The 13,503-nt window shown below is 61.6% G+C and carries 16 protein-coding genes; 8 read left to right on the top strand and 8 right to left on the bottom strand.

What is annotated here, in order from left to right; all coding sequences use genetic code 11:
• Positions 1-19: 19 nt before the first annotated feature.
• The 4 genes from CE491_RS03535 to CE491_RS03520 are packed head-to-tail and all read right to left on the bottom strand — an operon-like array spanning position 20 to position 3,517.
• On the bottom strand, positions 20-946 hold the full coding sequence (locus CE491_RS03535) for an ABC transporter permease (RefSeq protein WP_110946981.1): 927 nt from the start codon (positions 944-946) through the stop codon (positions 20-22).
• Positions 946-1,794, bottom strand: a complete 849-nt coding sequence (locus CE491_RS03530) for an ABC transporter permease (protein ID WP_110946980.1) — start codon at positions 1,792-1,794, stop codon at positions 946-948. Before CE491_RS03530 ends, CE491_RS03535 begins: the two co-directional genes overlap by 1 nt.
• Positions 1,791-2,375, bottom strand: a complete 585-nt coding sequence (locus CE491_RS03525; protein WP_110946979.1) for an ANTAR domain-containing response regulator — start codon at positions 2,373-2,375, stop codon at positions 1,791-1,793. The genes CE491_RS03530 and CE491_RS03525 overlap by 4 nt, the downstream gene beginning before the upstream one ends.
• Positions 2,372-3,517 (bottom strand): transporter substrate-binding protein, encoded by a 1,146-nt coding sequence (locus tag CE491_RS03520; protein ID WP_110946978.1) that lies wholly within the window; start codon positions 3,515-3,517, stop codon positions 2,372-2,374. Before CE491_RS03520 ends, CE491_RS03525 begins: the two co-directional genes overlap by 4 nt.
• Positions 3,518-4,062: 545 nt before the next feature.
• Between CE491_RS03520 and CE491_RS03515 the strand changes: the two genes are divergently transcribed.
• Positions 4,063-5,304 carry a DUF1835 domain-containing protein gene (locus CE491_RS03515; RefSeq protein ID WP_110946977.1) on the top strand — a complete coding sequence of 414 codons (1,242 nt, stop codon included), beginning with the start codon at positions 4,063-4,065 and terminating at the stop codon, positions 5,302-5,304.
• Positions 5,305-5,412: 108 nt separating this feature from the next.
• Here CE491_RS03515 and CE491_RS03510 read toward each other — a convergent pair whose 3' ends face one another.
• Entirely contained in the window at positions 5,413-6,027 is a 615-nt protein-coding gene (locus tag CE491_RS03510; protein WP_110946976.1) for a LysE family translocator, read from the bottom strand.
• Between the two features lie 176 nt (positions 6,028-6,203).
• Between CE491_RS03510 and CE491_RS03505 the strand changes: the two genes are divergently transcribed.
• The 4 genes from CE491_RS03505 (at position 6,204) to CE491_RS03490 (ending at position 9,821) form a co-directional block, all read left to right on the top strand.
• Positions 6,204-6,911 (top strand): cysteine hydrolase family protein, encoded by a 708-nt coding sequence (locus tag CE491_RS03505; protein WP_110946975.1) that lies wholly within the window; start codon positions 6,204-6,206, stop codon positions 6,909-6,911.
• Between the two features lie 84 nt (positions 6,912-6,995).
• Positions 6,996-7,526: a cytochrome b gene (locus tag CE491_RS03500; RefSeq protein ID WP_199884968.1), complete on the top strand. Its 531-nt coding sequence runs from the start codon at positions 6,996-6,998 to the stop codon at positions 7,524-7,526.
• A gap of 167 nt (positions 7,527-7,693) precedes the next feature.
• Positions 7,694-8,791, top strand: coding sequence for a glycosyltransferase (locus tag CE491_RS03495; protein WP_234407499.1), 1,098 nt, complete (start codon positions 7,694-7,696; stop codon positions 8,789-8,791).
• A complete protein-coding gene (locus CE491_RS03490) occupies positions 8,784-9,821 on the top strand; it encodes a hypothetical protein (protein ID WP_110947001.1) in 1,038 nt (345 codons plus the stop codon). The genes CE491_RS03495 and CE491_RS03490 overlap by 8 nt, the downstream gene beginning before the upstream one ends.
• Here CE491_RS03490 and CE491_RS03485 read toward each other — a convergent pair.
• Entirely contained in the window at positions 9,802-10,644 is an 843-nt protein-coding gene (locus tag CE491_RS03485) for a glycosyltransferase family 2 protein (RefSeq protein WP_110946973.1), read from the bottom strand. The two genes, CE491_RS03490 and CE491_RS03485, sit on opposite strands and share 20 nt — an antisense overlap.
• On the bottom strand, positions 10,641-10,925 hold the full coding sequence (locus CE491_RS03480; protein WP_199884967.1) for a glycosyltransferase family protein: 285 nt from the start codon (positions 10,923-10,925) through the stop codon (positions 10,641-10,643). The genes CE491_RS03485 and CE491_RS03480 overlap by 4 nt, the downstream gene beginning before the upstream one ends.
• A gap of 240 nt (positions 10,926-11,165) precedes the next feature.
• On the opposite strand from CE491_RS03480, the gene CE491_RS30140 reads away from it, so the two are divergent.
• The 3 genes from CE491_RS30140 to CE491_RS03470 are packed head-to-tail and all read left to right on the top strand — an operon-like array spanning position 11,166 to position 12,371.
• Positions 11,166-11,363, top strand: coding sequence for a hypothetical protein (locus tag CE491_RS30140; protein ID WP_199884966.1), 198 nt, complete (start codon positions 11,166-11,168; stop codon positions 11,361-11,363).
• A 51-nt stretch (positions 11,364-11,414) separates the two neighbouring features.
• Positions 11,415-11,780, top strand: coding sequence for an ASCH domain-containing protein (locus CE491_RS03475; RefSeq protein ID WP_234407498.1), 366 nt, complete (start codon positions 11,415-11,417; stop codon positions 11,778-11,780).
• Positions 11,781-12,371 (top strand): nucleotidyltransferase family protein, encoded by a 591-nt coding sequence (locus CE491_RS03470; protein WP_110946970.1) that lies wholly within the window; start codon positions 11,781-11,783, stop codon positions 12,369-12,371.
• 379 nt (positions 12,372-12,750) lie between these two features.
• On the opposite strand, the gene CE491_RS03465 is transcribed toward CE491_RS03470, so the two are convergent.
• The gene (locus tag CE491_RS03465; protein WP_110946969.1) at positions 12,751-13,356 is read right to left on the bottom strand and encodes a hypothetical protein; all 606 of its coding nucleotides are present in this window, start codon (positions 13,354-13,356) and stop codon (positions 12,751-12,753) included.
• Positions 13,357-13,503: the final 147 nt, after the last annotated feature.

Here is a 13,503-nt window from a genome sequence, read left to right as displayed (position 1 = left end):
CCCCGTTGTGTTGATGGATTCAGTGCTGCTTGATATCGATGCGTGGGTCCACCAGCGGGATCACCAGATCCGCGAGCAGGTTGCCGAGCACGATGGCGACCGCAGACAGCGTGGTCACCCCGACGATGACTGGAATGTCGACTTGCTGGATGGACTGCCAGGCGAGTTGGCCGATGCCCGGCCAGCCGAACACCGACTCGACCACCACCAGCCCGCCCATGAACACACCGATGTCGATGCCGATCATGGGGATCACCGGCACGATGGCATTGGGCAGTACATGCACGAAGATCACCCGCGCACGGCTCAGGCCCTTGGCCCGCGCGGTGCGGATGAAGTCCTGATGCAGCACTTCGATCATCGAGGAGCGAACCATGCGCGAGTACCAGCCGCTGCCGAGCAGGCCCAGGGTCAGCGCCGGGAGCATCAGATGGCTGGCACCGCCGTAGCCGCCCAACGGGAACCAGCCCAGCTTCACGGCGAAGAAGTACAGGAACAGCATGGCAGCGATGAATTGCGGCGCCGACACCCCCACGAACGAAAACGCCATCAACAATTTGTCGGCGAAACTGTCGCGCTTGAGCGCGGCGAGCATGCCCAGGCTGATGCCGATCAGCAGCTCGAAACCGATACCGGCGGCCATCAGCTCCAGAGAAGGTTGCAGGCGTGCGCCAATCAGTTCGCTGACGGCGGTGCGCTGGATGTAGGAACGCCCGAGATCACCCTGTAGCAGATGCCCCAGATAGCCGACGTATTGCTGATAGAACGGCTGATCCAGCCCCAACTGCGCACGGATCGCCGCTACCACTTCAGGGGTCGCGCTACGACCGGCGATCTGCCGCGCGGGATCGGCAGGCAGCAGGAACAGCAACAGGTAAGTGATGAAGGTCACGCCCAGCAGAATCAACAGCGCATAACCGATCCGGCGACAGATGAACGGCAGCATCAGCGACGCCCCTTGAGTGTGGGGTCGAGTTCGTCGCGCAGGGCGTCTCCGACCAGGTTGAAGGCCAGCGACAGCAGGATGATCGCCGCGCCCGGAATGAACACCAGCCAGGGCGCCGAAGTGAAGTAGGTCTGGCTTTCGAAAATGATATTGCCCCAGCTTGGCGTGGGCGGCTGCACGCCCACCCCCAGATAGGACAGCGTGGCCTCCAGCAGCACGGTGGTGGAAATGCCCAGCGTCGCCCACACCAGAATGGTCGGCAGCAGATGGGGCAGCAGGTGCGAGAACAGGATGCGCAACGAACTGGCACCGAGGGTGCGCTCGACGGCGACGAAATCCCGCGCACTCAGCGCTACCGTTTCGGCATAAATGACCCGGGCGATCTGCACCCAGTTGACCATCGCGATCACCATCGCGACGATCCACACACTGGGCTGGAAAATCGCCGAGAGGGCAATCGCCAGCAGCAGGGCAGGGAAGGCCATCATCAGGTCGGTCAGGCGCATCAGCACACTGCCCAACCAGCCGCGCACGAAGCCTGCGGTCAAACCCACCAGCGTGCCGATCAGCACCGCCAGGCCATTGGCCAACACGCCAATGAACAGCGAGGTGCGCGCGCCGAAGATCAGGCGAGACAGCAGGTCGCGACCGAGCAGGTCGGTGCCCATCCAGTACGGCGTGGCGGGGGCCAGCGGCGCGCCTTCCATAGACAGGCCTTCGACGAACTGTTCGTCCGGGTCGAACGGACTCAGCCACGGCGCCAGCACCGCCAGCGCGATCACGGCCATGATGAACAGCAAGGACAGCGCCACGGCCGGTCGTTGCAGCAATACCTTGAGGGTGTTCATGCGCGGCCCTCATCGCGCGTTGCCAGAATGTCCACGCACAGCGCCTCGATGGGGCGGTTGAGCTGCATCGACAGGCTGCGCAGACGTTCGTAGGCGGCCGCCTCGTCAATGTGCTGTGTGACCATCAGGCGGGCCAGCGCCTGGCCCAGCAGCGGGCGCATCGCCAGGCGCCGTTGCAGCACTGCAATCTGCTCGGCGTCCTCCCGTTGCCGATCGCGCAATCCCACCGCCATCATTAACGTGGTGTACACCGAACCCTGGCTGATGGGTTTGTTGAGCAGCGCCGTGGCGCCGAGCTGCAGCGCGCGCTGGATCTGCGACAGGGTTTCGTGGGCAGTGAGCGCGATGATCGGAATCCCCGCAGCATCCAGCGCCTGAACCGCCTGCGGGCTGGCGAAATGCTCGATCTCGATGATGGCCGCAAAGCAGCCTCCAGTATCGCAAGGGCCGTCGTGCTGCAAGGCCTGCGCTTGAATCCCCAGGCGCTGCAGACTTTTACCCAGGTTGGCCTGGCTGCGCTCGTCGCAGTCGATCAACAGCAGGTGGCCCTGATCCAGGGCAGGAAATGCTCGTGCTTTCATTTGACGATCCTCAAACGCGCCGCCTTGCCGACGTGTCGGTCGACCACACCGGCGTGCAGATCCGTGACGGTCAGATAAGGGTCGGCCGCCACCGGTTGCGAGGCCGAATGCAGAATGTGAAAGCGTCCCTCGCGCAATTCCGCGATGTGGCTTGCGAGGGCGCTGTGATGATTGCGCGCCGACAGGCTCAGCGTGCCGAGAACGCTGGCCATGGGATGACTGAACAGGTGCTCACAAATGGCTGCGGGCGACGCATCCGCGCACGCCTGCAACGCATCGGCGAACAGCCGCAGGGCAGCATAGGCGCCGCTGTAGTAGTGCGAACAGATGCGCGGGCCGTGGCGTTGCTGGCGTTGGCAGAACGCTGTATTCAGGGTTTCGAAAAACGGTCCGCATGACAGCAGGCGCAGGGCATGCATCGGCCCCACTGCGTCGAGTTCGGCCTCGGTCAGGTTGCAGCTCAGCACCGGCAGGCGCAGCCCTTGCGCTGCGCAGGCGCGGTCCAGTTGTTGGAGAAAGGCGTAAGACGACTCGCCCACCAGGTTGTTGAGCACGAACGCTGGTCGTTCCTGCATCAGGGTTTCTATCAGCGCTTCGAACCCGGTTGCGCCCAGATGCCAGTATTTTTCACCCAGGACCTCGGCGCCGTTGGCCTCAAGCATTTCGCGGGCGATGCGATTGCTCTCCCACCCCCACACGTAGTTGGAACCCAACAAAAACGCCCGCCGTCCGAACTGGGCGAGGGCGTAGTGCAGCAGCGGCAGCAATGTCTGGTTGGGGCAGCCGCCCAGGTACAGCACGCTCTCGCTGCTCTCATAGCCTTCGTAGGGGCTGGAATACCAGAGCAGTGCAGCGTGCTGATCAAGATCAGGAATGATCTCCTTGCGACTGGCCGACAGCGTCGTGCCGAAGATATGCCTGACCCCGGCACCGAGCAATTGCGCGACACCGCTGCTATAGGCCGCCGGCTCGCCCAAGGGGTCGACGCAGATCGCCTCGAGCCTGAAGCGACGGTGGACCTCGGCGTTGATCTCCGCCAGCGCATCCTGCAACCCGTGCAAAGCGCTGCGGCCCATGCGCCGATAGGTGCCTTCGGTAGACAGCAGAAAGCCGACAGAGATGGCGGGGCGAGAATCGAGCATGAATTTCATCCATAAAAAAAGCCTGATCGACCCGGCAAAAGGTTGATCAGGCTTCGATACCTGGCGCACTCGAGGGCGCATGTGTAGGCGAGACTTAAGGAGCGGACCCCGGCTTGCCGATGTGGCAATAGCCATGAAATAAGCGTGCCAACTTTCCAAAGCCCTCGCCTGCGGCAGATGCGCGGGTGCGTGGCTGGGTGAAGTGCTCCGCGTTGGAGCAATCACCCGTGGCAGGGCTTCAAAGCAGAGCAGGGCCAATGGCGTCAGCGTAAGCGAGCGCAGCGCAAGGGAAAAATGCTGCCAGCACAAGGCGACAGCTCAGTTGAACACAACAGCCTCATCGCCCCGGTATGCACCTGCAATGAACTGGGCAGAAAACCAGTGCACGGCTGGGCTTTGCCTGCATCAGTCTTTCCCGTTAAAGTCAGCACCCTGGCGTCTGCTGCGCCCGCGGTCCGCGCGAAGGGGTTACCCAAGGCACGCTTCCCCCATTTTTCATTCCAACTCCCGGCTTGTCGGCGGACCGAGCCCTGTAAGGAGTTGGCATGTCTGCCACAAGCGCTTCCCGTCATCACGGTCTCCTTGATCTACCCTCGCTGCGTAAACGCGCCAAGCGTCTTTTGAAAGCACTGAAAAACAACGAAGCTGACGATGTTCGTGCGCAACTGCACGCACTCGGCTTGCCTGGTCCTGACTATCGGCTTGCCGACACACAGTGGCTGGTGGCCCGCGAGAGCGGTTTCGCCAGTTGGCCCAGGTTGATCGCGCACGCCGACGGTGTTGCGTTCGCCGCGCGCCATCCGGCTTTCGCCGCGACGGGCGAAGCGACGGTCCAGCATTGGCGCTGCGGTAACGACATCGAGCACAGCCTGCGCATTGCCGGCTTCTCGGGTTCGTTTCATATGTTTGATGATCCGATGGTCATGGGCCCGGTTCCCGCGTTGCCTGACGATGATTACTGGTCAGTGCGAGCGGCCTTCGCCGCGCAGGCATTTGGGCTGTCTACCCGCGATATCCAACAGCGCCAGGCCATACAGCGTGAGGCACTGGCGCAGCTCAATGCAGATAGCGAGCTGGTGCTGTGGTGCGAGGGCGACGCCTACGATCAATTGTTCCTGATGCGGCTACTGGCGAGCCTGCCGGCTGTGCCGCGCAGACTCGAATTGATCGAGATCAATCGGGTGCCCGGCGTGGAACGATTTATAGGCATAGGGCAACTGGCCCCGGACTTGCTCGCCTGGCTCTGGCCGCAACGGCGCTCGCTCGGTGAAGACGCTTTGGCACTGGCCCGTGACGCCTGGGCGGCCTACACCGCCACAGACCCAAACGATTGGGCACGCCTTGCAGCACAAATGCATCCCGTGCTGCCGCTACTCGGGCCTGCGTTGGCAAGGCAACTGCAAGAGCTTCCCGGCGCCGATGATGGCTTGAGCCTGACCCAGCGATTGGTCCTTCGCATTCTCGCCGAGCATGGCGAACTCCCTGCTGGCAAGGTTTTCGGCCATCTGATGATGCGCTATGAGCCTCTGCCTTATTTAGGTGATCTGATGTTCCACGCGCTGCTGCAGCCCCTGATCGATGCTCCACAGCCGCTGGTTCACGAACAGCCAGGAGGCGAGTGGCAAAAGCGCGTTGTGCGAATCACTTCCCTGGGTGAGCACGTACTGCGCGGACAGGCGAACTGGCTCGATCATGCGCCAGCAGAGCGTTGGGTTGGCGGGGTGCATATCGTTGCCGATCGCTCGCCGTGGGTGGTGAGTGGGGAAGGGCAGGTGTGGCGTCGATGAGCGATGGTTCATGACGCCACTGCATGGCGTACGGGCGGAGGCTTTTGCCGCCGCTCCTTTCTTTCGAGATGACGGCTAAAAAGGCCCTGACCATCGCGCCTGCAACGCTCAAGTCAGCTGCCGCACGCCCAAGCCCAGAATCAGTCCACCGCACAAGCGATCGATGACTTTCCTGGCCTTCTGATAAGCCAACGAGATCCTCGGTTGCGACAGGGCAATGGCGACGAGGCCATACCAACTCAACGAGACGCCCACCACCACGGCCAGCATGGATGCGAAGGTGTAGACCGAGACATGGGCAGGAGCAGCCGCTGAAAAGACCGCAGCATAGAACGCCATGGATTTCGGATTGCCGATGTTGGTCACGACGCCTTGAAAGAAGGACTCCCGGAAGCTGCCGGTCAAGGCTTCATCAACGCGCAAAACCTGAGGCCTGCCTGCATTCAGGATCAGACGCATGCCAAACCACATCAGGTACGCCGCCCCAAGCACTTTGATCACTAATGCCGCCCAAGGGAACGCAGCGAACACAATACCCAGGCCGGTGATTGCGCAGCTGGACCAGAAGAGGTTCACCGTCACGATCCCGGCGACCAACGCCAACGCCTCGACCCGAGTGGCGGCCACGGCCTTGTGCACAACGGCGACGAAGTTGGGCCCGGGAATGACCACGCCCGCCAGATAGACCCAGAAAACGGTCAGGACAGCTGCACTGTCGAACATATTGATTCCTCGCTAGGCAAATGGGGGTGCGTCCTTGCAACTTGACGACCACGATGTCTCTATAGACAGCAGACGATCGTAGCGAAATAACTTGCCTCTGATCAGGCACAGACTCGCAAACAAACGACCATACAGTAGCCTCCCCTCGGCGCAGGCTCGATATCTGGAGCAAAGCAATGATCACAGCGCGGCCCTTCGATTATCCCTACGATGGTCGACTCGATCCCAGGACCACGGCGCTTCTGGTGATCGATCTTCAGGAGGATTTCCTGTCCACGACAGGCTATTTCGCCAGGAGCGGGTACGATCCTTCGCCACTGCGGGCCATTCTTCCGACCGTGAACAGGCTCATTCAGAAGGCCCGGTCGGTGGGCATTCAGATCATCCATACCCGGCAAGGCTATCGGGCAGACCTCGCGGACATGACCCCTTATGAAAAGTGGCGGCGCAAGCGGGCAGGGCTGGAAGGCACCGATGTTCTGTTGCGTTGCAGTCCTGGCTTTCAACTGGTGGCCGATCTGGACGTTGCGCCAGACGACATCATCGTCGACAAGACTTGCAACAGCGCTTTCACCTACACCGATCTTGAGCATGTCCTGCATGCGCGGGGCATTACCCATCTCATGTTCAGTGGTTGCACCACCGACGTCTGCGTGCACACGACGCTGCGTGAGGCATGTGATCGAAACTTCCAGTGCCTGACCATCTCGGATGCCTGCGCCAGCGGCGATCAATACGCCCACGATGCGGCGTTGCACATGGTGACCGTCGAGAATGGAATATTTGGGGCGCTGACCGATTCTGCTGCGGTGCTTGAGGGGTTGGCCTTGCTGAGTGAAGCAGCAACAGCCGGGCGCGAGAGTCCTGAACATCAACCGCAATGACGATCGGCGTTGACATCTGCCTGGCTCGCCACATGAGCTAATCTTGCGTCTTGGCAGCTGTCATCGAGGGGAGCGAGCATTTCCATGGAGCGATACACCGGAGTCGCTCAGGCGCTGCACTGGCTGACTGTCGCAGCATTGTGCCTGCTGCTGCCGTTTGTCTGGGTCGCGGAGAATTTCCCACCGGGTCCGGTGCGCGTCTTCTGGTACATGGCCCACGAGTCCATGGGCATCAGCGTGCTGTTGATGGTGCTGATGCGCCTGACCTGGCGCTGGCGCCATCGTGCGCCGGCTTATCCATCTGGCACCGGCCGGGTGATCGCCGTGCTGGCTGGACTCAATCATGGCTTGCTCTACGCCGTGCTGCTGGTGATGCCCGTCACAGGCTACCTGATGGCGGGCAACGGCCAGGACGTGCCGTTTTTCAGAGTGATTGCGCTGCCCGGGTTTGCCCACAATGAACGCCTGGGAATCCTCGCCGACACGGTGCACGTGTGGTGTCAATTCGCGGTTTACGGGCTGATCGCGCTGCACGTGGCAGCGACCGTCTGGCATGTGGCGGTACGCCGCGATGGCATGCTGGACCGGATGCTGCCACCCCAGCGCCACCCTTGAAGACGACTGCCTCCGCCGGCTTGGGACTCGTCACTTGCACAATCATCCTCCCGTTTTCGACACCGCATGTTTGCACCTTGCCGATCGTATGAAAAAACGCTGCGGCATCTTCGCGGAACCAATGCCGTTCGCCGCCGCCTGAATGAGTAACGATAAGGAGGCAGGGCATGTGGCGCAGCTACCAGGAAAAGATACCCCAAACACTTTTGGCAGGCGGACATCAGCCACTGCGCATCGGCGTGCTCACCCATATCAAGTTTCCGGTGTGCCAACCGTTTGCGGGCGGGCTGGAGGCGTTCACCTATGACGTGACGCTCGGCTTGCGCGCGCGCGGCCACGCCGTGACCCTGTTCGCCAGGGGTGGCAGCGCGGCGGAGCTGGAGGCGGTGGCCGTGCCGGACGAGGCGCTATGTCGCCAAGCCAGCCTGAGTAGCGCCTATATCGCCGAACACCATGCCTACCTGAAGCTCATGCAGGGGATCGACGATTACGGCTTCGATGTGATCTTCAATAACAGCCTGCACTACGTGCCCGTGACCATGGCGTCAATGATTCGCACGCCGATGCTGACCGTGCTGCACACCCCGCCGTTCTTCGAGATGATCAATGCGTTGCGCGGCGGGCGCCAGGCCGGTCGTTTCAGCACGCTTTCGGCAACCAACGCGCAGAAATGGAGCGACTTGGTCCCGCAGTGCGCACTGATCCCCAACGGCATCGATCTGCACAGTTGGCAGCCCGCCGCGACGGTGGGTGAACACGCCCTGTGGTCTGGTCGGCTGGTACCGGACAAGGGCGCACATCTGGCCATCGACGCCGCGCGCCAGGCCGGCATGATTCTGCGGTTGGCGGGGCAAGCGGTGGACGAGCATTATTTCAGGTCGCAGATCGAGCCTCGGCTGGGTCCGGGTATCGAGTACCTGGGCCATTTGCAGCGGCCGGAGCTTGCGGCCGAACTGGCGAGCGCCGCGGTGGCCCTGGTGACCCCTTGCTGGGATGAACCCTTCGGCCTGGTGGTCGCCGAAGCGCTGGCCTGTGGCACCCCCGTCGCCGCCTTCGATCGCGGGGCCATGCGGGACCTCATCAGCGACGAGGTCGGTTGCCTGGCGCCGCCCAATGACGTGGTGGCGCTTGCCGCCGCCATTGCAGTCGCTCGTGGGAAATCGCGACCAGCCTGCCGGGCTCGGGCCGAAGCCCTATGGAATCAGAGCCTGATGCTGGACCGTTACGAAGCTTTGCTTGCTGAAGTGGCAGCGCAACATGCCTGAGCCCCAGGTCGGCTACTACGTTCACCACCATGGCGCCGGCCATGGCGTGCGGGCCGCGCACATCGCTCAGGCATTGTGCGTGCCGGTGACGCTGATTGGCTCGCAATTGCCCGGCGAACTGCCTGCTGGCGTGCACAGGTTGCAGCTGCCGGGCGACACGGCGCAGGGCATGCGCGTCGAGAGCTTCGATGTGATGCACTATGCGCCACTGGCGGTGGACGGTGTGCGCGAGCGCATGGCGATGCTCGCTCACTGGTTTGTCGAGCACTGGCCCTGCTTGCTGGTGGTGGATGTGTCGGTGGAAATCGCCTTGTTCGCGCGGCTGTGCGCGGTGCCGGTTGTGTATGTGCGCCAGCATGGCTTGCGTGACGATGCTGCTCACCGCCTGGCGTATGACAGCGCCAGCGCACTGTTGGCGCCTTATCCGGCCACCATGGAGGCGCCCGAAACGCGGCAGTGGCTGCGCGAGAAGACGACTTACAGCGGCTGGCTCTCGCGTTTTGCCGGCGCGCCTTGCGCCGCGCCGCAAGCCGGACAGGTGCTGATTATCACTGGGCATGGCGGCACCGGGCTGTCGGCTGCATTGATCGAAGCGGTGGCGCGCCAGTGCCCCGAATGGCAGTTTCGCGTAGCCGGTGGTCTGGAGCCCGGCATGGCAATGTCCAACCTGCACTGGCTCGGGCACTTACGCCACCCACAAGAGGAGATGCGCAGCGCTGAAGTCGTGGTCGGCAGCGCCAGCGATAGCCTCGTGGGCGAAGCGGCTTCGCTCGGTTGCCGCTACATTGCCGTGGCCGAAGACCGTCCCTTTGACGAGCAGCGGCTGCAGGCACGGCGCTTGAATGAGTTGAACGTGGCCATAGGGCTGGAGCATGGCTGGCCGGCAGCACCCCAATGGCGAGCCTTGCTCGACGCAGCACGTGGGCTCGACCCTGGTCACTGGCGTGGCTGGGCCGACGCAGAGGCTGCGGCGCGCGCGGCACGGCTTATCGAAGCCACGCTGGCGATGATCAGAAGCCCAGGCGGCTAATATTCAGCGCCTGTGCCACGCGTTCGGCAGACGGCGCCTGAATGATTTCGAGGCCCTCGTCGGTCCAGTGCAGCAAGCCCAGCTCGCAGAACGCGCGTAACCAGCCTTCCATGGGCCATACCCCCCAGCGGCGATGGAAGCGTTGCGCGTTGGCGACGATGTCGGCGAAGTGGTTCAACGGCGGATCGTAGGTGGGGTGGTACTGATGGAACGCCATCGCCGCATTGTCGAACAGCGGCACGCCCTCGTAGCGCGCCCGGAAAGCGAAGTCGGTATCTTCGCCGCCGTAACCCCGATAATGCTCATCGAACCCGCCTATACGCGCGAAGGTGCTGCCCCGGCAGGCAAAGTTCAGTGACCAGAACAGATGATGAGGCAGTTTGCTGCCCGGTCCGGTGCGAAACCGCGCCAGCGGGTGCTCGACGCCCTGCGCATGAAGCGCCGCTTCGTTCCAGCCTGGACGATTGGCGCCCTGAGGCAGGTAGCGAACCTGGCCCATGTGCAGCGCATCGGGTTCTGCTTGCAGGCCGTCGCGGTAATACGCCAACAGGTCGTGTGCAGGAATGCAGTCCACGTCGAGAAAAACCCACGGCGCCGCAGGGTCGAGTGCGGTCACGCTGTTGCGCGCCCTGGCCAATGGCAAGCCGGCGGGTTCATCCACCTGCAGAGTGTGAATCGGAAACACGCGGCTGGTGAATGCGCCAGGCGGCTCGTTCATATGCACGATCCACAACCCCTGCGGGATAAGGCTGGAAGATTCCAGGCCCTGGATCAGGTTGGCCAGGTGAGCGCTGCGGCCGTGCACCAGAGTGATTACCTTCATGCGCTGTTCGCCAACTTCGACAGGTAACAGCCAATACCGCCTTGTGCGCGGAAATCGAGTCGTGCGCGGGCAACCCCGACGCTGCGTGCCTGCACGTCTATGTCCGTGACGGGGAAGCCATCGGCGCTCATGTGTGAGCGATCGCTGCAACTGTCCAACACCACCTCAATGTAAACGCGCTCTGCGTCCAGCTGCGGATGAGCCGCTGCCACCAGCACGCTTCGCAGACAGGCTCGCAGGCAACGCTCTTCATTATGAGCTGGGATGACGACACCAATCATGGATGACCCTCGCAATCAGCAATAGCAGTCTGGGCAGATCGTTCGTACACGGCATGAGTAGGTAAAAATCCCTGCCGTGCAATCGGACGAGAGGTTGACCGAGCGGCAGCCGCAGCGGTTTCGTCAATCCGACAGGCTGTCTATCTCGCCTTTTCAGACGGAGCTCGAGCGATCAGTCGCCAGCGATGCGCGCTGCTGAGTGAGCCCCTCGTAGCGCCGCCACATGCTAAAGGCGAGTTGGTGAGCGTTGCGACCATTCGCCCGATGATGGTTGCGCTTTACTATCTGTGTCGGCGTGCCGATGGCGAGTGGTCCCGCAAGGGCTTGAACCGTTACAGCAGACTCAAGCGAGCGTTGTTGATAGGCGCTTCGCCCGGACGGTTGTTACTTGACCTGGCCTGCGACTTGCAGCGCTCATCACCGGTCGCCCCGCAGTGATCCACATGACGCGAAGCATCGTAGGAGAGAACCATCAAGACGTTATCGATTGTGCGCCCCAATGGAAGTCGAATCGCTTCTGGAGAGAAAACCCTCGAAATTCGTTGCTGGCGGCCAGACCTGGCGCCTACGGAAGATCTGCTGATTGTCGAAAACGGGCGATTTCTCCACACCGACGGTGACGAAGACGATGACGGCATTGCCGTCGCAATCGTGCGGGTGAAAGCAGTTCGCCCGTTCGTCCTTGCCGACATGCAGGCGGCGTGTGCGACCCATTTTTCGGAGGGCTGGCTCGCTTGTGAATTGAGTGACGTGAGGCCGATCACAAATCCGGTGACCCTTCGCGCGGCGAGGGGGATCTATGACGTGGACTTTCAGCTTGCGATAGATGCCAACCAGCCTGGTGAGGAACCCTGAGTGGACAATGCGTCGAAAATCCAAAAAATCATCTCGAGTGATCCGATCCGTTGGCGCCTGCTGGAACTCGTCCGTTCTCTGGGTTTACCCGATTGTTGGATAGGGGCGGGCTTTGTCCGAAATGCGGTTTGGGATGACTTGCACGGGCGTACTTCGTCTGCTGTGTCAACCGACATTGACGTGATTTGGTTTGACGCGGATTGCTGCTCCCCGGAAAAGGACAAGGCTCTGGAGGCTGCTCTGAGAAACCTGGATTCATCTGTGACCTGGTCTGTAAAAAACCAGGCGAGGATGCATGTTCACAATGGCGATGAATCCTACCTTTCATCAACCGATGCGATGCGTTACTGGGTGGAAACCGCAACGGCGGTAGCTGTAAGGCTCAACGAGGACGGTATTTGCGAAGTGGCTGCGCCGCTCGGGCTTGACGATCTCTTTGGTCTTTTACTCAGGCCGGGGTGGAGATTTCATGAAGAGAAAAGCCCGATCTTTCAAGAACGTTTCACTTCCAAAGGATGGCTGGCGAAATGGCCTCTGCTCAAGCTTGCCTCGGATCCCGAGGCGGCCGAGATACGCATCGTATTGAGTTAGTAGAACGGTGCCGCGGTTTAACCCATGACTACGATTTCCAGGGAAGGGGCGGGCCGATACCGATTCCGTCGGGTGATCTTCAGAAAGGTAAGTCGGGCAACGAGCGAGCGATGCGTTTTTATCAACAGCTAGGCTTGGGCGTTGTGGCCACAGATGAGCACTTTGTGATGTTTCGATATCCAGCGGTTTGATTGATGGCAGGCATGTTGCCCAAAGGCATCGGAAGCGGGTAATGGATGACCGTCGGGCGAAGCTACGTACTTTGTCAGAGGACGTGGGAGCCCGCAGCGCAGTCCGGCGCGCACGCGCGGACGGCAACCTGTCATCTCCAGACTCTAATCGAGTGCGTACGACCTTGCTGAGTTGCGCGAAGAGGCGCTTACGGCAGCGGCAGCGCGGCGATCATTTTGTCGAAGGCTTGCAGTCCATAGCGCTCTTCGAGGTTTGTCAGCGCCGGGATGGCTGAAGGCAGCTCAAAATGCACGCGGCCGGGTAGCGCCTGGTCGAGGGCGATATACCAGTTCAAAAGAGCGTCTTGCAGGCGCACGTTCAGCTCGAATCTGCTCCGACGCCGAGTGGTGTCGGCCCGAGCACGCTGGCGAGCCAGTTCCGGGTCGATGCGGCCAACAAAGTAGGCGTCAGCAAAACCGATTTGTCCTCGGGCAAACGTTTCCCGTGTCGCCGCCAATGCCAGTTTCCAGTAGGACTCGCTCACTTCTCCGATCTGCCACAGCCCCCAGGTGTAGTGCAGCTTGAGCGGGTCAGTGTCACACAGAGCCCACGAAGACGTTCGTTCCTTAATGAGAGCCGACTGCCAGCGATCGACATTTCGTGCCGCCCAGAAGGCAGCCGCTGCGCCAGGGTCTTGCAGCGCATTCGGCTCGTCAGCGGACACACCATTTTCGGGGATGACATGGTCGCCTCCATGCTCCGCGCACCAAGTGGTCTTGCCGCTGGCGCTGATTCCCTCGATGACCAGGATCATGATTCTCGGTACTCCGTCGGTAGGGGCGGCCACACAGGGTGCGATTGTCAGGGCATTGCCTTCGCGGGTGAATCGCCCCGGATTTTCTAGACACTCTCCAAGCTCAGGAAATAGCGTTTCTCATACTCTACTGGAGACAGCTGCATA

The organism is Pseudomonas bohemica, assembly GCF_002934685.1.
In the GTDB taxonomy this organism is placed as follows: Bacteria; Pseudomonadota; Gammaproteobacteria; order Pseudomonadales; family Pseudomonadaceae; genus Aquipseudomonas; species Aquipseudomonas bohemica.
The sequence above is the reverse complement of the archived record's forward strand: the minus strand, read 5'-3'. Positions and strand labels throughout refer to the sequence as shown.